The sequence below is a fragment of the Actinoplanes sp. NPDC023936 genome (assembly GCF_040639325.1).
Taxonomy (GTDB): Bacteria; Actinomycetota; Actinomycetes; order Mycobacteriales; family Micromonosporaceae; genus Actinoplanes.
On record NZ_JBEZZR010000009.1, the window covers coordinates 47,019 to 68,856 of the forward strand.

General features: G+C 69.8%; 22 protein-coding genes. 8 read left to right on the top strand and 14 right to left on the bottom strand.

What is annotated here, in order from left to right:
• Positions 1 to 139: 139 nt before the first annotated feature.
• Both glmS and AB0F72_RS14675 read right to left on the bottom strand, forming a co-directional pair.
• Entirely contained in the window at positions 140 to 1,975 is a 1,836-nt protein-coding gene (glmS, locus tag AB0F72_RS14670) for a glutamine--fructose-6-phosphate transaminase (isomerizing) (RefSeq protein ID WP_360430434.1), read from the bottom strand.
• A gap of 67 nt (positions 1,976 to 2,042) precedes the next feature.
• A complete protein-coding gene (locus AB0F72_RS14675) occupies positions 2,043 to 4,205 on the bottom strand; it encodes a bifunctional polysaccharide deacetylase/glycosyltransferase family 2 protein (protein WP_360430436.1) in 2,163 nt (720 codons plus the stop codon).
• Between the two features lie 97 nt (positions 4,206 to 4,302).
• On the opposite strand from AB0F72_RS14675, the gene AB0F72_RS14680 reads away from it, so the two are divergent.
• The gene (locus AB0F72_RS14680; protein WP_360430438.1) at positions 4,303 to 5,319 is read left to right on the top strand and encodes a glycosyl hydrolase; all 1,017 of its coding nucleotides are present in this window, start codon (positions 4,303 to 4,305) and stop codon (positions 5,317 to 5,319) included.
• 1 nt (position 5,320) lies between these two features.
• On the opposite strand, the gene AB0F72_RS14685 is transcribed toward AB0F72_RS14680, so the two are convergent.
• From AB0F72_RS14685 to AB0F72_RS14700, 4 genes are all read right to left on the bottom strand, one after another.
• Positions 5,321 to 5,575, bottom strand: coding sequence for a hypothetical protein (locus AB0F72_RS14685; RefSeq protein ID WP_360430440.1), 255 nt, complete (start codon positions 5,573 to 5,575; stop codon positions 5,321 to 5,323).
• 90 nt (positions 5,576 to 5,665) lie between these two features.
• The gene (locus tag AB0F72_RS14690) at positions 5,666 to 7,525 is read right to left on the bottom strand and encodes a capsular polysaccharide synthesis protein (RefSeq protein WP_360430442.1); all 1,860 of its coding nucleotides are present in this window, start codon (positions 7,523 to 7,525) and stop codon (positions 5,666 to 5,668) included.
• A 238-nt stretch (positions 7,526 to 7,763) separates the two neighbouring features.
• On the bottom strand, positions 7,764 to 9,455 hold the full coding sequence (locus AB0F72_RS14695) for a protein kinase (RefSeq protein WP_360430444.1): 1,692 nt from the start codon (positions 9,453 to 9,455) through the stop codon (positions 7,764 to 7,766).
• Positions 9,456 to 9,504: 49 nt separating this feature from the next.
• Positions 9,505 to 9,864, bottom strand: a complete 360-nt coding sequence (locus tag AB0F72_RS14700; protein WP_360430446.1) for a nuclear transport factor 2 family protein — start codon at positions 9,862 to 9,864, stop codon at positions 9,505 to 9,507.
• 51 nt (positions 9,865 to 9,915) lie between these two features.
• Here AB0F72_RS14700 and AB0F72_RS14705 point away from each other — a divergent pair, with 51 nt between their 5' ends.
• From AB0F72_RS14705 to AB0F72_RS14715, 3 genes are read left to right on the top strand one after another with little or no spacing between them, the layout of a single operon-like run.
• Positions 9,916 to 10,359, top strand: coding sequence for a hypothetical protein (locus AB0F72_RS14705; protein ID WP_360430448.1), 444 nt, complete (start codon positions 9,916 to 9,918; stop codon positions 10,357 to 10,359).
• A gap of 39 nt (positions 10,360 to 10,398) precedes the next feature.
• Positions 10,399 to 10,998, top strand: coding sequence for a helix-turn-helix domain-containing protein (locus AB0F72_RS14710; RefSeq protein WP_360430450.1), 600 nt, complete (start codon positions 10,399 to 10,401; stop codon positions 10,996 to 10,998).
• Positions 10,995 to 12,542, top strand: coding sequence for an MDR family MFS transporter (locus tag AB0F72_RS14715; protein WP_360430452.1), 1,548 nt, complete (start codon positions 10,995 to 10,997; stop codon positions 12,540 to 12,542). Before AB0F72_RS14710 ends, AB0F72_RS14715 begins: the two co-directional genes overlap by 4 nt.
• A gap of 31 nt (positions 12,543 to 12,573) precedes the next feature.
• Here AB0F72_RS14715 and AB0F72_RS14720 read toward each other — a convergent pair whose 3' ends face one another.
• Positions 12,574 to 12,909 (bottom strand): YnfA family protein, encoded by a 336-nt coding sequence (locus AB0F72_RS14720; protein WP_360430454.1) that lies wholly within the window; start codon positions 12,907 to 12,909, stop codon positions 12,574 to 12,576.
• A 19-nt stretch (positions 12,910 to 12,928) separates the two neighbouring features.
• A complete protein-coding gene (locus AB0F72_RS14725; protein ID WP_014447343.1) occupies positions 12,929 to 13,285 on the bottom strand; it encodes an STAS domain-containing protein in 357 nt (118 codons plus the stop codon).
• A gap of 291 nt (positions 13,286 to 13,576) precedes the next feature.
• On the opposite strand from AB0F72_RS14725, the gene AB0F72_RS14730 reads away from it, so the two are divergent.
• Positions 13,577 to 14,566: an AraC family transcriptional regulator gene (locus AB0F72_RS14730; protein WP_360430456.1), complete on the top strand. Its 990-nt coding sequence runs from the start codon at positions 13,577 to 13,579 to the stop codon at positions 14,564 to 14,566.
• A 15-nt stretch (positions 14,567 to 14,581) separates the two neighbouring features.
• Here the strand turns inward: AB0F72_RS14730 and AB0F72_RS14735 are convergent, their stop codons facing one another.
• A complete protein-coding gene (locus AB0F72_RS14735) occupies positions 14,582 to 14,917 on the bottom strand; it encodes a hypothetical protein (protein ID WP_360430458.1) in 336 nt (111 codons plus the stop codon).
• Between the two features lie 430 nt (positions 14,918 to 15,347).
• Between AB0F72_RS14735 and AB0F72_RS14740 the strand changes: the two genes are divergently transcribed.
• Positions 15,348 to 15,533: a hypothetical protein gene (locus AB0F72_RS14740; RefSeq protein ID WP_360430781.1), complete on the top strand. Its 186-nt coding sequence runs from the start codon at positions 15,348 to 15,350 to the stop codon at positions 15,531 to 15,533.
• Between the two features lie 5 nt (positions 15,534 to 15,538).
• Here the strand turns inward: AB0F72_RS14740 and AB0F72_RS14745 are convergent, their stop codons facing one another.
• Positions 15,539 to 16,435, bottom strand: a complete 897-nt coding sequence (locus tag AB0F72_RS14745) for a Gfo/Idh/MocA family oxidoreductase (RefSeq protein ID WP_360430460.1) — start codon at positions 16,433 to 16,435, stop codon at positions 15,539 to 15,541.
• 80 nt (positions 16,436 to 16,515) lie between these two features.
• Between AB0F72_RS14745 and AB0F72_RS14750 the strand changes: the two genes are divergently transcribed.
• Together AB0F72_RS14750 and AB0F72_RS14755 are read left to right on the top strand one after the other, a co-directional pair.
• On the top strand, positions 16,516 to 16,878 hold the full coding sequence (locus AB0F72_RS14750; protein ID WP_360430462.1) for a hypothetical protein: 363 nt from the start codon (positions 16,516 to 16,518) through the stop codon (positions 16,876 to 16,878).
• Between the two features lie 29 nt (positions 16,879 to 16,907).
• Positions 16,908 to 17,330 carry a hypothetical protein gene (locus AB0F72_RS14755; protein ID WP_360430464.1) on the top strand — a complete coding sequence of 141 codons (423 nt, stop codon included), beginning with the start codon at positions 16,908 to 16,910 and terminating at the stop codon, positions 17,328 to 17,330.
• Positions 17,331 to 17,334: 4 nt separating this feature from the next.
• Here AB0F72_RS14755 and AB0F72_RS14760 read toward each other — a convergent pair whose 3' ends face one another.
• From AB0F72_RS14760 to AB0F72_RS14775, 4 genes are all read right to left on the bottom strand, one after another.
• Positions 17,335 to 18,798: a glutathionylspermidine synthase family protein gene (locus tag AB0F72_RS14760; RefSeq protein WP_360430465.1), complete on the bottom strand. Its 1,464-nt coding sequence runs from the start codon at positions 18,796 to 18,798 to the stop codon at positions 17,335 to 17,337.
• 3 nt (positions 18,799 to 18,801) lie between these two features.
• Positions 18,802 to 19,206, bottom strand: coding sequence for a hypothetical protein (locus tag AB0F72_RS14765; RefSeq protein WP_360430467.1), 405 nt, complete (start codon positions 19,204 to 19,206; stop codon positions 18,802 to 18,804).
• Between the two features lie 35 nt (positions 19,207 to 19,241).
• Positions 19,242 to 20,006, bottom strand: coding sequence for a 3-oxoacyl-ACP reductase FabG (fabG, locus tag AB0F72_RS14770; protein WP_360430469.1), 765 nt, complete (start codon positions 20,004 to 20,006; stop codon positions 19,242 to 19,244).
• 85 nt (positions 20,007 to 20,091) lie between these two features.
• Positions 20,092 to 21,738 (bottom strand): alpha-amylase family protein, encoded by a 1,647-nt coding sequence (locus AB0F72_RS14775; RefSeq protein ID WP_360430471.1) that lies wholly within the window; start codon positions 21,736 to 21,738, stop codon positions 20,092 to 20,094.
• Positions 21,739 to 21,838: the final 100 nt, after the last annotated feature.

Below are 21,838 nucleotides of genomic sequence, written 5' to 3' on the forward strand. Positions count from 1 at the left end.
ATGTGACCGCACTGGCCTACCCCCTTCCACCAGATCATCTTCCTCGATCGTGCCACACCGCCCGGTGCAAAAGTGCACCGGGGCTGCGTCGCATCGAAGGGCGGATGGGAGCGGCGCCGTGGAGGCCTGTCGCAGCGCTCTACTCGACGGTGACGGACTTCGCGAGGTTCCGGGGCTGGTCGACGTCGTGGCCTCGGGCGGCCGCGATCTCGCACGCCAGGATCTGCATCGGGACCGTGGTGAGCAGGGGCGCCAGCAGCGCGGGCGTGGCCGGGACCGGGATCACCGCGTCGGCGAACGGCACGACCGCCTCGTCGCCCTCCTCGGCGATCACGATGGTGCGGGCGCCGCGGGCCCGTACCTCCTGGATGTTGCTGATCACCTTGTCGTGCAGGCCCGGCTGCGAGACCGGGGACGGCACCACGCAGATCACCGGCGTGCCCTCGTCGATCAGCGCGATCGGCCCGTGCTTCAGCTCGCCGGCCGCGAAGCCCTCGGCGTGCATGTAGGCGAGCTCCTTGAGCTTCAGCGCCCCCTCCAGCGCGACCGGGTATCCGACGTGCCGCCCGAGGAAGAGCACCTGCCGCGCGGTGGCGAGGTCGTAGGCGAGTTCGCGGATCTCCCCGCTGTGCGCGAGCAGCGCGGTCAGCTGGTCCGGGACCTGCCGCAGCGCCTCCGCGATCCCGCCGGCCGCCCGGCCGCGGGCGGCGGCCAGGCGCAGGCCGACCAGGTAGCAGGCGACCAGCTGGGTGAGGAACGCCTTGGTGGACGCGACGGCGATCTCCGGCCCGCCGTGGGTGTAGAGCACAGCGTCGGACTCGCGCGGGATGGTCGAGCCGTTGGTGTTGCAGACCGCCAGCACCCGGGCGCCCTGCGCCTTCGCGTGCCGCAGCGCCATCAGGGTGTCCATGGTCTCGCCGGACTGGCTGATCGCGATCACCAGCGTGCCCTCCTCGATCAGGGGGTCGCGGTACCGGAACTCGCTGGCCAGCTCCACGTCGCAACCGATCCGCGCCCACTGCTCGATCGCGTGTCCGGCGATCATCCCGGCGTGGTAGGCCGTGCCGCAGGCCACGATGACCACCTTCTGGACGCCGGTGAAGTCGAAGTCCGGCATCCGGGTCAGCAGGGTGGCCGCGACCGCCTGCGGCTGCTCGGCGATCTCCTTGAGCATGTAGAAGTCGTAACCGCCCTTCTCGGCGGCCGCGACGTCCCAGTCGACGACGAGGTCGGTCCCGCTCGCCGGCGTGCCGTCGAAGCCGGTGATCTCGATCCGGTCAGCGGTGATCAGCACGACCTGGTCCTGACCGAGCTCGATCGCCGACCTGGTGTGCTCCATGAACGCCGACACGTCGCTGGCGAGGAAGTTCTCCCCGTCGCCCCGGCCGACCACGAGCGGCGAGTTGCGCCGTGCCGCGACCACCGCGCCGGGCGCGTCCGGAGAGACCGCGAGCAGCGTGAACGCCCCTTCCAGCCGCCGGGCCGTGCGCCGCATCGCCTCGGCGAGAGCAGCCGGCCCGGCCAGCCCGCCGGCGCGCGCCGCGACCATGAAACCGGCCAGCAGGTGCGCCGCCGCCTCGGTGTCGGTGTCGCTGCGGAACACCACGCCGTCCGCCTCCAGCGAGGCGCGCAGCCGGGCGAAGTTCTCGATGATGCCGTTGTGGATCACCGCGACCCGGCCGTCGGCCGAGACGTGCGGGTGGGCGTTCCGGTCGGTCGGGCCGCCGTGGGTGGCCCAGCGGGTGTGCCCGATCCCGGTGGCGCCGGCGTCGAACCCGGTGTCGATCCGCTCGGCGAGCGCCTTCTCCAGGTTCACCAGCTTGCCTGCCGCTTTCTCGGTGACCAGAGTGGCCGAGCCGGCGTCGACGATGGCGACGCCGGCCGAGTCGTAGCCGCGGTACTCCAGGCGCCGCAGGCCGTCCATCACGATGTCAAGGGCCGGCCGTCCGCCGGCGTATCCCACGATTCCGCACATGCCAGCAATGTAGAAACGCTGCCGGTCGGTTCCGCTGTGCGAATTCTCTGGATCAGCTAAGAACGAATCAGGACGAACCGTCACCGGTAGGCAGTCTGGATCCCATCAGCGCGTTCAACCCACCGGTCCGGCGCAGCTTCTGCCAGCCGAGGCGGATGCCGCCCAGCGCCGCGAGCACCGACTGGATCAGCACGAGGTACATCAGCTGGCGGTAGACGAACTGCTGCAGCGGCAGACGCCAGAGCGGCTTCAACGACTCCCCGTCGAGGCGGAACGCGTAGACCGTACTGATCAGTTGCACGCCGAGCATGGCGAGCCAGGCGATCACCGTCGTCGCCGGGTCCAGGAAGATCAGGCCGTAGACCAGGAACACGTCGATCAGCGGCGAGAGCAGCGGCAACAGGGTCTGGAAGAGGGCCAGGTTGAGCAGGCCGCGACGGCCGAACTTGCCGCCGGCGCCCTTCTCGAACAGCGCGCGGCGGTGCTTCCACATCGCCTGCATCGTGCCGTAACTCCACCGGTAGCGCTGCCGCCACAGCTGCGACATGGTCGACGGCGCCTCGGTCCAGGCGCGCGCCCGCTCCTCGTACACCACCCGCCAGCCGGCCCGGATGATCGCGATGGTGAGGTCGGTGTCCTCCGCCAGGGTGTCGTCGCTCAGGCCGTTGACCTGGCGCAGCGCCTCCCGCCGGAACGCGCCGATGGCGCCGGGCACGGTCGCCATGCAACGCATCACGTCGTAGGCGCGGCGGTCGATGCTGAAGCCGACCACGTACTCGATGTGCTGCCAGATGGCGATCATGGAATTCCGGTTCGCGACCTTGGCGTTGCCGGCCACCGCGCCGATCGCGGCGTCGGCGAACGGCTGCACCAGCAGGCGTACGGTGTCCGGCTCGAAGACCGTGTCGCCGTCCATCATCACGACCACGTCGGTGTCCGCGTGGGCGATGCCGTTGTTGAGAGCCGCCGACTTGCCGCCGTTCGGCTGCCGGACCACCGTGACGTTCTCGTATCCGAGCCCTTCCGCGATCTCCGCGGTGCCGTCGTCCGACCCGTCGTCGACCACCACGATCCGGATCGGATGGGTGCTCGCCACCAGCGAGCCGAGGGTCTCGGCGATGATCTCCTTCTCGTTGTAGGCCGGCACGATCACGGTGACCGGCTCGGTGTACGGCGGCCCCCAGACCCCGTCACCCTTGCGGTACCGCCGCGCGTGCCGGCGGCCCAGGACCAGCATCAGCACCAGGCGCAGGACGGTGAGCACGCCGAGCGCCACGAGCAGCCAGGTGAACCAGACCGTCGCCTTGGTGGCGAGCAGGACCGCGCTGACGATGCCGAGACCCAGCACCCACTCGTCGGTGGTGGCCGGGGGATTCACGGTTTTCATGCCGGTGAGCGACGCGACAGTGGTGAAGGAGTATCCCGCGTCCTTCAGGGACGGGATGACCGTACGCAGGGCCGCCGCGGTCCTGGACCGGTCGCCGCCGCCGTCGTGGAAGAGCAGGACCGCGCCGGCGCCGTCGTCCGGCGTGACGGCCTCGACGATGTCGTCGTTCGTGACCTCCGCTTCCCAGTCCCGGCTGTCCAGGTTGTTGACGACGGTCAGGTAGCCGCGCTCGCCCATCTCCTCCATGACCGCCCAGGTGGGGTTGTCCAGCGCCTTGACCGTCGACGAGTACGGCGGCCGGAAGATCACGCTGGTCACCTGGGCCGCGCCGGCCAGCGCGTACTGGGTCTCCTGCATCTCCACCCTGCGGCGCCACTCGTTCTCCGCGGACATGTCCGGGTGGGTGAAGGTGTGTATGCCGATCTCGTGCCCGGCGTCGAGGACCTCTTTGGTCAGGCCCGGGTACCTGCTGATCTCCGAGCCGATCATGAAGAAGGTGCCGGGTACGCCGTACTCCTCGAGAACGTCCATGATCTCCGGGGTGTACTCCGGGCTCGGGCCGTCGTCGAAGGTCAGCACGATCTGGTAATCCCCGGGGCCGACAGTGGTGGTGGTCGTCCCGTCGGTCTGGATGATCGGGCCACCGGTCAGCGCCTCGTCCGGCACCTGGTCGGTCTCCGACGTGGACTCCGCCGCGCCGTCCTGCGCGAACTCACCCTGCACGATGCCGTTGACCACCAGGATGCTGGCGAAGAGGACGAGCACCACGGAGAGGACGATCCAGCGTGGCCGGGGCACCGGAATGCGCCGCCGGGCAGGCGACTGACGCGTCTCGGCGGTCACCCGTCACCCCCTTAACCTGGCTCAACCCCCTCATCGGCCGGGTATCGGATTCGCTGAGCGCCGGAATTCGGCATGCCGCTTTTGCGAGACTTCCAGGGTGCACCGGAGACACCGCCGGCTCGCCGGCATCACGGCCGCGACGCTGCTGCTCACCGCCGGGTGCGGCGGCGACGACAGCGACGGGACCACCACGACGGCCAGCACCGCACCGACAGTCGCCGCGAGCACCACGGCCACCGCGGACGCCCCCGCGGTGGCGCCCTACATCGACATCGTCAGCGGCACGGTGGACATCGACGATGTGGCCGAGCAGACCGGTCAGGACGACTACACGATCGCGTTCCTGCTGGCCGACACCGCCGGCACGTGCACCGCGACGTGGGGTGGCAGCAAGGCGCTCGACGACAGCACCGTCCAGGCCGAGATCGCGAAGATCGCGGCGCTGGACGGTGACGTGATCGTCTCGACCGGCGGGGCCACCGGCACCTATCTGGAGAGCGTCTGCACGGCGGATCAGCTGGCCGCCGCGTACGCCTCAGCCCTGGACGCGGCCGGCAGCAACGCCCTGGACGTGGACATCGAGCAGACCGTCACCGCCGCGACGGTGACGCAGGCGCTCAGCACCCTGCAGGCCGACCGGGGCACCGCGATCACGCTGACCGTGCCGGTCGGCGGGACCGTGCTCGGGCTCACCGACACCAGCATCGCGCTGCTGCAGAGCGCCGCGGACGCCGGCCTGGACGTCACGGTCAACGCCATGACGATGAACTTCACCGAGGAGAACGACGACTGGGGCACCTCGATGACCACGGCCACCGAGGCGGTGGTCGCGGACGTCAAGTCGGTGTGGACCACGCTGAGTGACGAGGAGGCGTATCAAATGCTCGGCGTCACGCCGATGATCGGGGTCAACGACACCGGTCCGATCACCGATATCGCGGACGCTCAGACACTTCTCGACTATGCCGGGGAAAAAGGGCTGGGATTCGTCCGGTTCTGGTCGGTCAACCGGGACAACGGGGGTTGCACGACCGGCGAGGTGGAAGCGACGTGCAGCGGGATTGCGCAGGACTCCTACGCATTCACGAAGATGTTCGCGGATTTCGGGAAATGAATCAGGAGGACGCCGAGGCCGAGGCCGAGCTGGATGCCGAGGTGGATGCCGACGCCGAGGTGGCGACGGAGGCCCGGGTCGACAGCCCGGAGTCCGAGGCCTGCACCACACTGGCGCCGACCATCCCGATGTAGAGGGCCGCGAACAATGCCACGAGGAACCCGATGACGGCGAGCAGCCGCTTACGCCGGCCGGTGGAGTCGACGAAGACCTGATCTCCCACCGGCTCGACCGCGCTACGAATGACTTTTTGCATGGAAAACACGTTAGGAATTCAACCTACGAATTCCCTTGGTGCGGTCGTAACGGACTCTGTGTAAATAAATGACAATGGGCAAGAATGCAATTACGGTAAGTCACCACGGATGATTCGTGCCAGGTACGACTCGCTGCGCAGCTCGTGCGGCTGGTACTTGTAGCGCAGCTTGTGCGCGAAAGCGCCCTCCATCACTGTCTGGTACATGTCCGGCTCGTACGCCTGAAGCATCACCGACTGCAACGCGTGCGGCGGTTTCGAGTTCAGCCGCAACCCGGCGTCCCATTCGGCGCGGAACCTCTCGTCGAGGTGGTGGAGCATCTCGAAGATGTGGTGGTGCAGGAAGTAGTCGATCAGTTCACCGCGCTGCTCCCACCAGAGGAAGGAGGCGGCCCGCCACAGATGCATGGCGTAACTGTCCGGCCGGCTCGCGAGGAACCAGTTGGAGATGTACGGCCCGGTGTAGTTGAACGCGAAGATGCTGCCCTGCGACAGCGCCCGGTCCATGTGCGGCCGCAGTGGCTCCGAGACGAAGCAGGTGCTGTCCACCCAGACACCGCCGAACTTCTCCAGCAGCAGCATCCGCAGCAGGTCGGAGAAGTGGGTGCGGTTGCCGGCGAGCTTCGCGACCAGGTCCTCCGGCATGTCCACGTACGCGCCGACGTTAGCCTCGGTCAGCTCGTGCACCCGGGAGCCGGGGTTGTTGGCCTTGAGCGCCGCGAGGCAGGCCTGCACCACCGGCGGCGCCGCGTCGAAGCCCTGCGCCCAGAACACGAAGATCGGCTGGTCGAACGTGCTGGTGACCCGCCGGTCCAGCCGCTGCTGCGCCTGGGTGCGGATCAGCTCCAGGTTGTCCGCCACGAAGATGCCCAGCTCGCGGCGGGCCCCGAACGACTTCACGTCGAGGTCGAGCACGGCCGGGCCGTCGAACGGCAGCTTCGGGTCGTGCGCGAGCGCGGCCCTCGACGTCCGTTTGCTGTCGTCACGGCGCTTCAACTTGTCGTACGCGAACGCCAGCGCATAGCCCCGCTCGTACGCCTCGGGGTCCTTGGTCACCGCCGTGCGCAGGAGTTTCTCGGCCGCCGCCCACTTGTGCCCGGCGAGCGCGAGCTTGCCCAGCTCGAACGCGGCCGCGCCGTCCGGGTCACCGGCCGCCGTCACCTTGCGCAACGCCTTGAGCCCGGCGTCCTTGTTGCCTGCGGCCAGCGCGATCCGGGCCGCCGTGATCCGATCGCCGGGCAGCTGCTTGCGCAGGAAGGCGGCCTCGTCCAGCACACCGGCCCGCGCCAGCCGGACAGCCTCCGCGGCGACCTCCTCCGGGGCGGCCGACTCGGCGACCCGCAGGGTGCGGCGGGACGGCGACGCGTCCGGCTCGCCGGTCCACTCGAAGACGTGGAAGTCGGTCGCCGGCGTCGAGCCGTCGAAGTGGTCGATCGCCACGGACGTCTCGGTGAGCGAGTAGTCGTACCAGTAGACGACGCCGTTGCCCGCGGACATGCCGCTGTGCAGCCGGATCCAGGCGCCCTTCGCGTCCTCCGGGATCGTGAACGTCACGCTGATCCGGTGATGGCCGTGCTCGTTGCGGGCCGGCGCCGACTGCGCCAGCGTCCACTTCACCGCCTCGTCCACGATGCAGCCCGGGATCAGCCGTAGCGCCGACGCGTTGAGCGCGCCGGTGAGCGGTTCCGGCAGGTAGACCGAGACGCTCGCGGTGTAGGTGCCGCCCGGCCGCATGCCGAGCCGGAACTCGCCGGCGGCGTTGCGGCCGCCCGGCGCGATGTGCGTGTCGTTGTTGCCGCCGACCCCCTCGACCCGGGCGCCGCGCACGCCCGGACGGCCCGGGACCTCGGTGAGCTCGCAGGAGTTGTGCGAGTGGACGTAGAGGCCGCCGGCTTCGAACGGCCGGTCCGGCGCACCCCGGAACCCGGGATCCGGCACCAGATTGATCACCGAAGGGGCAACCGGTGGCGCCGGCGGTGGGGTCGGCCGCAACCGCCGGCGAGCCGCCGCCCGCACCCGGGCAAGACTGCTTCTGAGCGTATTGGCGGTCGCCGTCATCGATGTCCCTTTCGCCGGCCGTGACGGGACAGTCTAGTCAGAGTTCCACGCAGGGTGACGACTCACCCGCCAGCAAGATCCGCACCACGCCGTAGTGCACCACCGCTGACCGGCGGCCCTCCCCCGCGCGTCACAACGGGAGCACCACCGCCGAAGGCCTGTCGCCGAAGCACGTCACGGTCATCCGGTACCGCGCCAGCTGACCGCGGAACACCACCGCAGCGGTCAGCGCCGGTCCCGCGTTGACGCTCTCCACGCCGAAACCCGGATTCGGCTCCCACGCGATCAGCTCGGCGCCGTCCGCGACGCAGCGGGCGAGCACCGTGCCACCCGGCGACTCCAGACGGGTGCCGTCGCTCACCGGCGGGTCGGCGGTCGTCGGCGGCACGGTCTCGCTCGGGCTCGGGGCCGGGGAGGACGTCACGCCGGAGGATGCCGGGGCGGGCGGCGGCGACACCGTTCCGGAGGTGATCGGCGCCCGCGAACCGCCGGTGGATTCCGGCACCCGGCCGGGATGGGCCACGGGCGCGGCCGGCCGGGTGACGCCGCGAGCAGCGGGCGGGGATGTGGTCACGCTCGGTGACGGCACCGGTTTCTCGGTGTTCTCCACGCCGGGCGCGGCGCCCGGTTCGCCGCCGGCTTCCGGCCAGAACAGCGGCGCGGCGAGGAGCACGGCCGCGAGCCCGCCGCCGGCCAGGACCTTCTTACGCTTCCACCACCGATCGGGTACGGGGGTCCGGCCGTCACCGGCCGCATCGGCGGGTCCCGCTCCGACGTGGTCATCCGGGGCGCCCGAAGGAAGACGTGGAGTCACGCCGACGGTGGCTTCACGGAGCAGTGTCGCGCCGCCGGAAAGCCCTCGCTCCGAGATCGCGACGTCCTGAGCGGCCGGCTGAGCGGCCGGCTGAGCGGCCGGCTGAGCGGCCGGCTGTGCGACGACCTGAGCATCGGGCAGGAGGACGGCCTGAGCAGCCGGCAGAGCGACGACCTGAGCGTCGGGAAGGGAAGCGGCCTCGGCCGCGTCGCCCAGGATCTCGGACGCCTCGGCCGCGCCCGGTCGATCGGCGGGATTCTTCGCGAGGCAGCGCCCGACCAGCTCGGCGATCGTCTCCGGAACGCCGGGCAGGCTCGGCAGCGGAAGCGGATCGAGGTAGACGTGCGCGGTGATCATCTGCGTGGTGGTCTCCACGCTCCACGGCGCGACGCCGGCCAGCAGGCGGTAGAGCATCACCCCGAGGGCGTAGACGTCGGACGCGGGCACGATGGCGCCGCCGGTGAGGCGTTCCGGCGCGAGGTAGGCGGGCGTGCCGAGCAGCGCGTCCTCGGGTGCGGCCGGACCGGCGACCGCAGCGATGCCGAAGTCCACCACCTTGGCGCCGCCCGGGGTGACCATGATGTTGGCGAGCTTGATGTCGCGGTGCACGAGGCCGTCGGCGTGCGCCACCGCGAGCGCCGCGGCGACCTCCCCGGCGATCCGGAACACCGTTCGCGGCGGGATCGGACCGCGCGCCACCCGCTGTTGCAGCGTCGGCCCGTTGATCAGTTCCATCACCACGTACGGAACCGGCCGGCCGTCCTCGTCGGATTCGCCGAAGTCGTAGATCTGCGCGATGTTCGGATGCGAGAGGGTCGCCGCCGCGCGCGCCTCGTGCAGGATCTGCGCCCGGAACCGCTCGTCGCCGGCGTATCTCCCGGCCAGCACCTTGATCGCGACCGGACGCCCGAGCACCTCGTCGAGGGCGCGCCAGACCACCGCCATGCCGCCGCGGCCGAGTTCGCCGCCCAGCCGGTACCTGCCTCCGAGTTTCCGCTCCTCCGCCACCCAGGCAGTGTGCCGAACGGCTCGGGAAATCCCGATCGGGCGACACCCGTCAGGGTGACGGCTCCTGCATCCACCACTCGGTGAACTGGCGTGCCCGGCCGGTGTGGTCGAGGCGCAGCACCCAGAGGTTGCGGTAGACCCGGTCCGGGTACGTCGTGGTCGCCTCGATGATCGCGAGCTCCTCGGTGACGATCAGCGGGTGCCAGGCGAACGTCGTGGTGCCCGGCTCGTCGCCATGAGCCAGCCAGCCGGTGACGATCGCCTCCCGGCCGACCCAGGGCGAAGCGTAGGGCTCGGTGAAGTAGGCGGCGTCGTCGGCGAAGAGGTCCCGGATGTCGTCCGGATCGTTGGACTCCCATGCCTTGCGGTAGTTGCCCACCCAGGCGGTCACCGCGTCCAGGCTCGTCATGGCCGCTCCCCTCGGTCCGGCGGTGGACCCATCCCACCGTAGAGTCGCCGCATGAACAACAGCTGGCGTCACCTGCCGTCGCCGGCCCGGCCGATCGCCGCGGCCACGGCCGGCGCTGTCGCCGCGGTCCGCGCGGGGCAGGAGCCGGACGGCGACCTGGCCGCGCAGGATCCGGCCCAGACCGGGCTGATCCTGGGCACGGTGGTCCGCCTGTTGCTGGAGGACGGTCACCCGGACGGCCTGACCGCCGACGACGTGCGCGACGCTCTGTCGAGTTGCGTACGATCCTGGCCGGCCGCCGACCCGCAGGTGGTGCTCTGGCTGCTGGCCGGCGCGCTCGGCGTGCTGGAGGAGGACGGCGCTCCGGCCCCGAAACCGGACGTGCTGGCCCGGCACGCTGTCGCGCTCATCGACGACCTGCTCGCCGGGCGCCCGGTGGAGCCCTGGCTGACCGCCGCGCTGGCCGAGATCGAGCGGTCTCAGCTGCACGATTAAATTTTGCAGAAACTGCAAGATTGTCGGTAGCCTCGTCGGGTGCTCCGAGAGGCCAAACGCCGGCAGACCCGGCTCGATCTGATCACCGCGGCGCTGCGTCTGGTGGACGAGCGCGGCGCCGACCGGGTGACGGTCGACGAGATCGCCGCCACGGCCGGGGTGTCGGCGCGGACGTTCTTCAACTACTTCGCCACCAAGGAGGACGCGCTCGTCGGCGACCCTCTCGAGGGCTGCACCGACCTGCGCGCCCGGCTGCTCGACCGGCCCGCTGATCAACCGCTGCTGGACGCCCTGCTGGACGCCCTGGCCCCGGTCTTCCAGCACATCCACGACGACCGCGACCGCTGGCTGCTGCGGATGCGGGTCATCCACCAGAACCCGCAGTTGCTGCCGTTGCTGATCGCCGCGGCCGCGACCGCCGAGCAGCAGTTCGCCGACGCCGTCGCGGAACGCGCCGGCCTGCCCGCTGACCACCCGTTCCCGCCTGTCGTGGCCGCTGTCACGAGCGCCGCGGTGCGTGTCGCCGTGATGCGCTGGGCCGGCGACGACGGGCTGGAAAGACCACTCACCGAGCACGTCCACGAGGCCTTCGGCATTCTCGCCGCCGGTCTCGCCCACCCCCTACCGAGGAACGCATGACAGACGCTTCACCCGCAGCCCGCATGTCCCAACGCGAGGTCGTCCAGGCCCTCTCCGGCCTGCTCCTCGGCATGTTCGTCAGCATCCTGGCCTCCACCGTGGTGGCCAACGCCCTGCCCCGGATCATCGCCGATCTCGGTGGCAGCCAGTCCGTCTACACCTGGATCGTCACCACCGAGCTGCTCGCCATGACGGCCACCGTCCCGCTCTGGGGCAAGATGGCCGACCTGTACAGCAAGAAGCTGCTGATCCAGCTCTCCCTCGGCCTGTTCGTGATCGGCTCGCTGATCGCCGGCCTCACCCCGAACGTGGAGGTCCTGCTGGTCAGCCGGATCGTCCAGGGCATCGGCGCGGGCGGCATGACCGCCCTCGCGATGATCGTGATGGCCGCGATGATCCCGCCGCGCGAGCTGGGCCGGTACTCCGGCATGTTCGGCGCGGTCTTCGGCGTCGGCACCATCGCCGGCCCGCTGATCGGCGGCGTCCTGGTCGACACGTCCTGGCTCGGCTGGCGCTGGTGCTTCCTGATCGGCGTGCCGTTCAGCCTGATCGCCATCGCGATGCTGCAGAAGACCCTGCACCTGCCGGTGGTCCGCCGCGAGGTCAGCATCGACTGGCTCGGCGCCCTGCTCATCACGGCCGGCGTCAGCACGCTGCTGATCTGGTCGACCCTGGCCGGCGACAAGTTCGACTGGGCGTCCTGGCAGACCGGCGCGATGGTGGCCGGCGGCCTGGTGCTGCTCGCCCTCGCGGTCCTGGTCGAGTCCCGGGCCAAGGAGCCGATCATTCCGCTCGGCATCTTCCGGCACCGCACGGTCAGCCTCACGATCGTCGCGAGCATCCTGGTCGGCGTCGCGATGTTCGGCGGCACGGTGTTCCTCTCCCAGTACTTCCAGATCTCCCTGGGCAAGTCGCCGACCGTGGCCGGTCTGATGGGCCTGCCGATGGTCTTCGGCCTGCTGATCTCGTCGACCGTGGCCGGCGCGCTGATCACCAAGTACGGCCGCTGGAAGGGCTACCTGGTCGCCGGCTCGATCATCATGACCGCCGGCATGCTGTTGCTCAGCACGATCGGCTCGAAGACGAGCGTGCCGGTGATCTCGGTCTACATGGCGGTGCTCGGCGTCGGCGTCGGCATGCTGATGCAGAACCTGGTCCTGGCCGCGCAGAACGACGTTCCGGCCGCCGAGCTGGGCGCCACCACCTCGGCGCTGACGTTCTTCCGCAGCATGGGCGGCTCGATCGGCGTGAGCGCGCTCGGCGCGGTGCTGACCCACAAGGTCACCTCGCTGTTCGCCGAGAGGTTCGGCGCCCAGGCCGGCGGGTCCGCCGAGGTGCCGGACATCTCGGCGCTGCCGCCCGAGGTGGTCCCCGTCGTCCAGGACATCTACGGCACGGCCACCGCCGAGCTGTTCCTGGTCGGCGCCCCGATCGCGTTCCTGGCCGTGCTGGCGGTGATCTTCATCAAGGAGAAGCCGCTCTCCACGCTCTCCGGCGAGGAGCGGCGCAAGCAGGAGGAGTCGGCGGCACTCCCCGTGCACTGACCTTCCCGTGCACTGACGAGCCGGCCCTCTGTCAGGCTCCGCGTGGCGCGTACATGATGACCGCCACGCCGGCCAGGCAGAGGGCCGCGCCGATCACGTCGAACCGGTCCGGCCGGAATCGGTCGACGAGCATTCCCCAGATGAGTGAACCCGCCACGAAGACACCGCCGTAGGCGGCCAGGATCCGGCCGAAGTTCGGATCCGGCTGGAGGGTGGCGACGAAGCCGTAGGCGCCGAGGGCGACCACCCCGGCGCCGGCGAAGAGCAGGCCGCGATGCTCCCGGACGCCCTGCCAGACCAGCCAGGCGCCACCGATCTCGGCGAGCGCGGCCAGCAGGAACAGCAGAATCGAGCGGAGCACCGTCACAGCGGTGCAGTATCCCCGCTCAGGAGGGACGCAGGCCCACCTGGGTGCGCGGTGAGGGCGGCTCGGCGCAGCCGAGGAGGCCGACCAGCCCGGAGACCCACAGCTGCCGGTAGACCGTGGCGCTGGGGTGGCTGACGACCAGCTTGATGCCGCTGGCCGCCGCGGTATGGAAGCAGGCGACCAGGATGCCGATCCCAATGCTGTCGATCAGCATCACCCGTTGCAGATCAAGACAGATCTTGCTGGGGGTCATGCTCGTCAGCACGTCGTTGACCGCGTCGCGCATCACGTGCGCGTTGTCCAGATCGATCTCACCGCTTGGTGCGATCTCGACAGTTCCGTCGGCCAGCTGGCGGGTCGTGATCGGCAGATACACAGCTGCCCTCTTCCTGGCGTCGAGCCGAAAAGCTGAACACCGACTTCCGCGGGACTCTGGTGCGCAGACCGGAGAAAAGGGTCGTGCGCGGACCAGCGTTCGCTGAGACGCCGACCGGAACCCGCGTTCCTACAACAATCCGCTGGTCTGCAAGTTACGCCACGTAGGCGCGGAACGCCAGAGTAGTTCATATGGCCGGAATGTGCTGTAACGATCGCTGCGTGGCGGCCGCGTTGACTGCCGACGGGCTTGGACCGAATACTCGCCGTATGCGAGGGAGCGCCGGACGGCATGGTTGACGACCCTTCCCGCGCCGCCTCGACGCCGGGAGCCGTCTACTTCGACAGTGTCGACGCCGCTCGCGCCCAGGACATCCTGAATCGTTTCTACCCCCCGATGACGATCGGCACCCCCGACGGCGCCGACCTCAAAATCGGCGTCGAGATGATCCAACTCGGACCCCTGACCGTCGGCCACCTGACCTTCACGGGCTCCGCCACTCTTGTTTCCCCGCAGGCCGGGGCTTATCACGTGACGCTGCCCACGGCAGGGCGCGTGCGGGCGCAGCGGGACGATCAGGAGATCACCGCAACCCCCGCCACCGCGCTGGCGTTCCGGCCCGGGGACCGGCTTCACCTGCGGCAGGAACCGAACTCCGCGGAACTCGACATACGCATCGAGCGAGAGGCGCTGGAGGACGAGCTCGCCGCGCTCCTCGGTCACCCGGTCGAGGGACCGATCGACCTGGCGCCGGCCTTCGACCTCACCGGCGGGCCGGCGCACAGCTGGAGCCGGCTGATCCGGTTGCTCCACGACGAGCTGGACCACGAGACCAGCCTGATCCACCAGCCGCTCATCGCCGAGCAGCTGTGCAGCAGCGTGCTCAGCGGCCTGCTGCTGAGCGTCCCGCACCGGTACCACGCCGAGCTCGTCGCGCCCGCCGCGAGCGGTCCGCCCCGGGCCATCCAGCGCGCCGTGGAGGCGATCCACGAGGAGCCGGAGCGGGCGATGACCGTGCGGGACCTGGCCGCCGTCGCCGGGATGAGCGTGCGCTCCCTCCAGGAGGGCTTCCGGCGGCACGTCGGCTGCGCACCGATGACCTACGTGCAGCAGATCCGGCTGGGACGGGTGCGCGAGGCGCTGCTCCACGGCGACCCGGCGCGGATCACTGTCGCGGCGGTGGCGCACCGATGGGGGTTCGCCCATCTGGGGCGGTTCGCCTCGGCGTACCGGGAGAGGTTCGGCGAGTCGCCGTCCGAGACGCTGCGCCAGATCACCTGATCGCCGGCCGCGCCTTCACTCGCCGGGGTCGCCGCAACGCCGGGGCTGGGGTACGCCGTTCACCGGGCGGGGTTTCGCCGAAGCGCCGAAGAGGTGCCCGCGCGACGGCACCCAGTCCCGCCAGGGCGCCAGCCGGGGTGGGACATTGGCCAGCTCGCCGTCGCCGGCGCCGCGCTGCTCGCGGAGGAACGCCGCCGCCCGCCCAGCGGCCTGCTCGCCGCTGCGGGCCAGGTTCAGCAGCTGGCTGCGGTCCATGTCGCCGACGGCTCCGCAGCGCAGCAACGCGACTATGCCGGCCAGGGCCTGCGCCGCGTCGGAGGCGTCCCGCTCGGCGTCCCAGTGGCCCGTCACGGCCGCGCTCCCCCGAGCCGGCCGGGCTCCCCGGCGGTCATGCCGCGCCGCTTTCCAGCGACTGGCGTGCCCATGACTGCTGTGCCCGTGACTGCTGTGCCCATGACTGGCGTGCCCACGACTGATGTGCCCTCGACTGCTCTGCCCACTCGGTCATGCGATGCGTCCCCTCACCCCCGCACGCGGTCCGGGTCGTCGCCCGCGGACCCGCTCGGCCGCGCCGGACGCCGCACCCGGTTGGGCGTGACAAGCCGAAAATGTATTCGGCTCACTACTAAGCGTCCATCCGTAACGCGCAGGTTCTGTCCAGTTAGCGCTCAGTTCGGGCTACCCGAGTTCTACGATCAAGAAACGGGTACGGAACGGGACAAGATTTCGCTTTCCCGGTTCCTTTTCGGTTCTTGTCTCACCAGTTGTGGAGGGGATCACGATGTCCGAGATCGAGACTTCGGAACAGCCCGGCAAGCCGTTGATCAGGACCGGGGCCGAACAGTCGTGGGACCCGGAAGATCTCGCGGTGGCCCAGGGCAAATACCCGACGCCGGAGAACATCGCCCGCGCCAAGGCCGAGCTGGAACGGGACGGCGCTGCCGCGATCGAACGCACCGTCCCGTAAAACAATCAAGAGAGCCGGACGGTCGTACCGCTGCTAATCGCTTTCTCGGCGGCGGCCAGCACCGCTGTGACGTCCGCGCCGAACCGGACGTCGCAATCCGGCCGGGCGCCGCCGGCCGCTGCCACCAGCAACTGGTCGATGGCACGGCCGAGCGCCTCGTCCGGGGTCCAGCGCGCCCGCGGCACGGTCCGCACGCCCGCCTCGCCAGCGAACATCGCCTCCTCGCGAGCCGCCGCGGCCGGCGCGTCCACGGAGAGGGTGAGCCGGCTGGTGGCACCGCCCTCGTGCTTCAGCAGCAGGTGCGTGAGGTCGCTCGATCCGGCCATCCCGGCCACCTCGGTCACCGGGCCGAGCACCGGGATCACCAGGGCCAGCGCGTGCGGCCCGACGTCCCAGAGGCCGCCGCGCTCCCGGCGCCACGGCGAGGCGCCGAACGCGTTGCCCGGCTGGAAGATCGAACCCAGGTGGTCGACGCGCGCCTCGGTCCAGCCGCCGGTCCGCGCCGCCTCGGTGACGAAGGCGGAGAGCTCCGGAGTGAACCGCCGGGTGAAGAAGACCACCGAGGCCAGGTCCCGCTCGGCGACGGCGGCCGCGACGGCCTCGGCCTCCTCGGCCCGCAACGCGACAGGCTTGTCCAGGACCAGGTGCCGGCCCGCCTGCGCCGCGCGCAGGGCGATCGGGGCCTGGACGTCCGGCGGCAGCGCGATCGCGACCGCGTCCACGTCGGCGATCAGCTGGTCGGCGTCGGGGTACGCGCGCGTCCCGTACGCCTGCGCCAGCTCCGCGGCCTTGCCGGGGTCACGGCCCCAGACGCCGGTGAACTCCACGTCCGGGTGGGCGGCCAGCGCCGGCGCGTGCGCCTGGTGAGCCCACGGTCCCGTACCGAACAATCCGAATCGCACCTGGCGCACCTCGTGTTCTTCTTGTGATCTCCGCCAGGCGGAAGTTACCAGCACATCACCACATCAGTAACCTGTGCCGGGTGAACGGTCCTCTGTCGGTGGTGACGATCGTCGCCGCCCTGCTCCTCGCGGTGTGGTACCTGGTGCGCGCCGCGCTCGACCGCGCCCCCGGCCGTGCCGACCTGCTGGCCACCGTGGCGCTCGGCGCCCTGGTCACGGTCCTCGTCGTGGTCGCCGTGATCGGCCTCTTCGACGGGAGCCGGCCGCAGGAGATAGCCACCTTCGGCGGTTACCTGTTCACCACGCTGGCGTTCGCCCCGACCGCGCTGGTGCTGGCCCGGATGGAGCCCACCCGCTGGGGCAACCTCATTCTCGGCATCGGCGCCCTCGTCCTGCCGGTCCTCATCCTGCGCCTGCAGCAGATCGCGTCAGTAACCGCTTGAGATCAGTAACCGCTTGAGAGAAGTGTCCGTTGCCTGAGGAAACCCCCACCGCCACCCGGCCCCGCGACGCCGCGCTGAACAGCGGGATCGGCCGGGTCCTGCTGCTGGTCTACGGCATCTTCGCGCTCTCCGCGAGCGCCCGCGCCCTGGTCCAGATCAGTACCCACTTCTCCGAGGCGCCGCTGGCCTACCTGCTCTCCGCGGTGGCCGGCCTGGTCTACATCGCGGCCACCGTGGGCCTGGCCCGGGGCGGGCCGCGGGGCCGGCTGATCGCGCTGGTCAGCTGCAGCATCGAGCTGGCCGGTGTGCTGATCGTCGGCACGCTCAGCGTCGTGGACGCGGTCGCCTTCCCCGACGACACCGTCTGGTCGCACTTCGGCAGCGGGTACGGCTACGTGCCGCTGGTCCTGCCGTTCGTCGGCCTCTGGTGGATCTGGCGGCACCGCCCCTGAGGCTCTAGTTCTTCCCCTCGATCACGTGCGGGAGGAAGTTGCAGGTGTTCGTGGTCACCAGGCCCTCGGTGCCGACGCCCTCGCGGATGCCCATGCCGGCCGGCTCGCCGTCGATCAGCCAGGAGCCGATCACCGGGTGCACGGTGCCTTCCAGGGACTCGAACGACGGCAGCTCGCGCAGCTCCTGCACGATGTAGCGGCCGTCGGCGCCGTACTCGGACGGCTGGCCGGTGATCGGCACGCCGTCACGGACCAGTGTCACCGAGCCGCCCTCGCGGCCCCAGGCCGGCTTCTTCGCGTACGACGTCAGTTTCCCGGCCGCGGACGACTCGGCGAAGTAGGACGGCAGCAGGTACTTGCCGCGTTCCGGGTCGTCGCCGAAGAGCATCCAGAGCACCGGCAGCAGCGCCTTGTTGCCGAGCAGCGCGGCCTTGTAGGGCGGTTCGATCCAGACCGTGCCGCGTTTCTCCGGGTCGGCCATGTTCCGAAAGAAGGCCTTGCCGCCCTCCTCGTGCCAGAACCACTCCCACGGATAGAGCATGAAGATCACGTCGATCGGCTCGGCCAGGTGCTCCTGGCCCGGCGAGGGGACGAACAGCACGCGGTCACCGGCCACGTCCCAGCCGATCTGGCTCATCGCGATCAGTTCCACCGGGTAGCCGGCTTCCTCCGCTGTCGCCATCAGGTACGCGACGTTCATCCGGTCCTCCCCGGACGTCTCGCTCGTCTCGTACGCGAAGAAGATCTTGGGTTTTTCGGGCAGCCAGGTGCGGGCCTCGCGCAACTTGTTGATGTTGCGCCGCCACGCGCCGGGGTCGCCCGGCTCACCGGGGACCGCCTCCCAGCCGACCAGGCGCTCGTGGATCGAGTTCCACTGCCGCCACGGGTGGTCGGTGAGGCCGGTCTGATCCATCCAGTGCCACTGGACGACCGCGGCCTCGATCAGCGAGGTCGGCGTCTGCGCGTTGAACTCCAGCAGTTTCGGGCCGCTGCCGGCGCCGTTGTACCAGAGATCGAAGCGGCCGTAGACGCTCGGCGAGAAGTCCGGCGTCTGCATCGGCAGCCGCATGTCCGGATCCTTGTCGTAGTGCGTCCACGTCTCCGGGTCGCCGTCGTACCAGGTCCGGATGATCTGCTCGTGGGTGTACTCAGGGACACCGATCTTGGCGAGGAAGCACGTCTCGGGGGTGCAGATGGACGCGAAGTAGCCTCGCTTGCGGCCCTCGACGGTCCGCCTCGGGCACTGCTGCACCATCCACTCGCCGGCCTCGATGCACATCTCGTAGAGGACCGAGGTGGCCGTCTCCAGCTCCTCGATCTCGGCCGCGGTGAAGTCGTAGTACGGCCCCTCCTGCCAGTACGACTGCATCGTGCCGTCCGGCAGCTCGGTGTCGTTGTAGGTCAGCCCGAGGCTGAAGTTGGTGAGCCGCCAGCCGTCCCGCACCGGCCCGTACGCGATCCGCCGCACGCCTCAGCCACCCGACTTCGACGAGGACTTGCCGCTGCCGCTGCCGCCCTTGCCGACCACACTCGTCTTGATCGTGCCGTTACTGATCTTGCCGGTGGTCGGCAGCCCGAACTTGGACCGCGACGCCACGTCGTTGTAGGCGAACTTGTTCCCACCGGCCGGCAGCTTGGAGCCCACCGGGTAACCCCGGCTGTAGCCCGAGCTGTGCCAGATGAAGAACCCCGCGCCGGGGTGGTACGAGTCGTCGTCGTCGCAGTAGTCCTCGTCGACGATCACGCCGTTCGCGTCGGCGCAGTAGAAACCCTGGTCCACGTACTCATCGTTGTCGCACGCCGCCGCTCCCCCCGCGGCCAGCAGAAGAAAGGTGCTGGTCAGCGACACGCTGCGGGAACTCATGCGTCGGTTCATGATTTCTTTGTAACTCTTCTCAGCAAGTTGCCAGCTCAGTCCTGGGGTCCGCCGGCCACATAGACCACCTGTCCGGTCACGAATCCCGCTCCCTCGCTCGCCAGGAACGAGACCGTGTGCGCCACATCCTCCGGCCGGCCCGCGCGGGCGACCGGGATCGCGCCGATCGCCGCCTTCTCGAAGTCGGCGAAGTCGACACCGACCCGCGCCGCGGTGGCCCGGGTCATGTCGGTGACGATGAAGCCCGGCGCGACAGCGTTCGCGGTGATGCCGAACTTGCCCAGCTCGATCGCGAGAGTCTTCGTGAAACCCTGGATACCGGCCTTCGCAGCAGCGTAGTTCGCCTGGCCCCGGTTGCCGAGGGCGGACGTGCTGGAGAGGCTGACGATCCGGCCGAACCGGGCCTCCACCATGTGCTTCTGCACCGCCCGGCTGAACAGGAACGCGCCGCGCAGGTGCACCGCCATCACGGTGTCCCAGTCGTCCTCGCTCATCTTGAACAGCAGGTTGTCCCGGAGCACGCCGGCGTTGTTGACCAGCACTGTCGGCGCGCCCAGCTCGGCGACCACCCGCTCCACGGCGGCAGCGACCTGCGTCGAGTCGGCGACGTCGGCGCCGATCGCCACCGCGGTGCCGCCCGCGTCGTGGATCGCTGTCACCGTGTTGGCGCAGGCGCCCTCGTCCAGGTCGACGACCGCGACGGCCAGACCGTCCTTGGCGAGTCTCAGGGCGATGGCCTCACCGATGCCGCGGGCGGCTCCGGTCACGATGGCCACCCGGCTGGGTACGGACTGCGACATTGCGGCCTCCGACGAACTCCGGGACGCATCCGGGATGCTCCGGGATGTGATCTTCACTGCTCCTGGAGCCCGACTCTAGCGGTGATCAGACCGTCCTGCGCAGCCGGATCCACCGGTAGCCGTGCCCCTCGACCCGGATCGCGTCCAGCTTGCCGGGTTCGGGGTATTCCTGGTCGGCCAGCACGTCGTTGGGAAGTTCGGCCTCCTCCGCGAGACTACTCAGATCGATCACGGTCGACTCGGTGCCGAGGTTGTGCACGAACAGCATCGTTCCGGTGTCGGCGTCGGCCCGGTGCACCAGAACACCGCGCGGCGCCGGCACGTCGACGTGGGTGCAGGTCCCCCGGCCGATCTCCGGCGCTTCCTTGAGGGTACGGATCATCCGCTCGAACCAGGACAGCAGCGAACCGGTGTCGTGCCGCTGCACCGTCACGTTGACCTTCTCGAAGCCGAACTCACCACCGGAGATCACCGGCCGGCCGAGCTTCGACGGATCCGCGCTGGTGAACCCGGCGTTCGGCAGCCTCGACCACTGCATCGGCGTCCGGATCGCGTCCCGGCCCTTGAGCGACAGGTCGTCACCCATGCCGATCTCCTCGCCGTACCGCAGCACCGGCGTGCCCCGCAGGCTGAACTGCAACGCGTACGCCAGTTCCAGCCAGCGCCGGTCGTTGCCGAGCATCGGCGCGAGCCGGCGGCGGATACCGCGGCCGTACAACTGCATGTCCTCGTCCGGGCCGAACCGGGCGAACACGTCCTGCCGCTGGTCCGCGGTGAGCCGGGACAGGTCGATCTCGTCGTGGTTGCGCAGGAACGTGGCCCACTGCCCGCCCTCCGGCAGTTTCGGCGAGTCCCGCAGCGCGTCGATGATCGGCTCGGTGTCCTCCCGCGCCAGGCCGAGCACCAGCCGCGCGTTGAGCATGAAGTCGAACAGCATGTGGATCCGGTTGCCCGAGCCACCCTCGTCGCCGAAGAACCGCACCAGCTGATCCGGCTCCACATTGGCCTCGGCCAGCAGCACCGCGTCGCCGCGCCGCCACTGCACGTGCTGCCGCAGCTCGGTCAGGAACTTCATGTCCTTCGGCGAGTTCGGGTTGCCCGGCTCGGTCTCCTCGATGATGAACGGCACCGCGTCCATCCGGAACCCGGCCACCCCGAGCTGCAGCCAGAACGAACAGATCTTCTTGATCTCCTCGCGCACCGCCGGGTTCTTGATGTTGAGGTCCGGCTGGAACTTGTAGAACCGGTGGTAGAACCAGAGCTTCGCCGTCCGGTCGTAGCTCCAGGTCTCGGCCTGTTCGCCGGGGAAGACCATGCCCTGGTTGCGGTCCGGCGGAGCGGTCTCGCTCCAGACATACCAATCCCGGTACGGCGAATCCGGCGAGCTCCGTGCACTCTGGAACCACGGGTGCTGGTCCGAGGTGTGGTTGACGACCAGGTCGATGATGACTTTGATGCCCCGGTTGCCGGCCTCGTGCAGCAACTCGGCGAAGTCTCCGAGACTCCCGAACCGCGGATCGACGTTGTAGAAGTCCGACGCGTCGTAACCGTCGTCCCGCCCGGGCGAGGGGTGGATCGGGTTGAGCCAGAGACACGTCACACCGAGCCGTGCCAGGTAATCCAGGCGCCCGATCAGCCCCCGGATATCCCCACAGCCGTCCCCGTCGGAGTCAGCGAAGGAGTCGATGTCGAGACAGTAGACAACCGCGTTCTCGTACCACCGGTCACTCATGCCCCTGCTTCTTAGCCTCGCCCCGGTAAGCCGAAACGTCCCGTCCCCGCGAGCAACCACGTCAGTGTGTGGAGTTCGGGCGCGATCCGAACCTCAGATC

Bases quoted from the DNA above. Each gene is read 5' to 3' on its own strand.
- fabG (WP_360430469.1), bottom strand. From the start codon at position 20,006: ATGTCGCAGTCCGTACCCAGCCGGGTGGCCATCGTGACCGGAGCCGCC.
- AB0F72_RS14765 (WP_360430467.1), bottom strand. From the start codon at position 19,206: ATGAACCGACGCATGAGTTCCCGCAGCGTGTCGCTGACCAGCACCTTT.
- AB0F72_RS14700 (WP_360430446.1), bottom strand. From the start codon at position 9,864: ATGACGAGCCTGGACGCGGTGACCGCCTGGGTGGGCAACTACCGCAAG.
- AB0F72_RS14740 (WP_360430781.1), top strand. From the start codon at position 15,348: ATGTCCGAGATCGAGACTTCGGAACAGCCCGGCAAGCCGTTGATCAGG.
- AB0F72_RS14775 (WP_360430471.1), bottom strand. From the start codon at position 21,738: ATGAGTGACCGGTGGTACGAGAACGCGGTTGTCTACTGTCTCGACATC.
- AB0F72_RS14705 (WP_360430448.1), top strand. From the start codon at position 9,916: ATGAACAACAGCTGGCGTCACCTGCCGTCGCCGGCCCGGCCGATCGCC.
- AB0F72_RS14715 (WP_360430452.1), top strand. From the start codon at position 10,995: ATGACAGACGCTTCACCCGCAGCCCGCATGTCCCAACGCGAGGTCGTC.
- AB0F72_RS14685 (WP_360430440.1), bottom strand. From the start codon at position 5,575: ATGCAAAAAGTCATTCGTAGCGCGGTCGAGCCGGTGGGAGATCAGGTC.
- glmS (WP_360430434.1), bottom strand. From the start codon at position 1,975: ATGTGCGGAATCGTGGGATACGCCGGCGGACGGCCGGCCCTTGACATC.
- AB0F72_RS14730 (WP_360430456.1), top strand. From the start codon at position 13,577: ATGGTTGACGACCCTTCCCGCGCCGCCTCGACGCCGGGAGCCGTCTAC.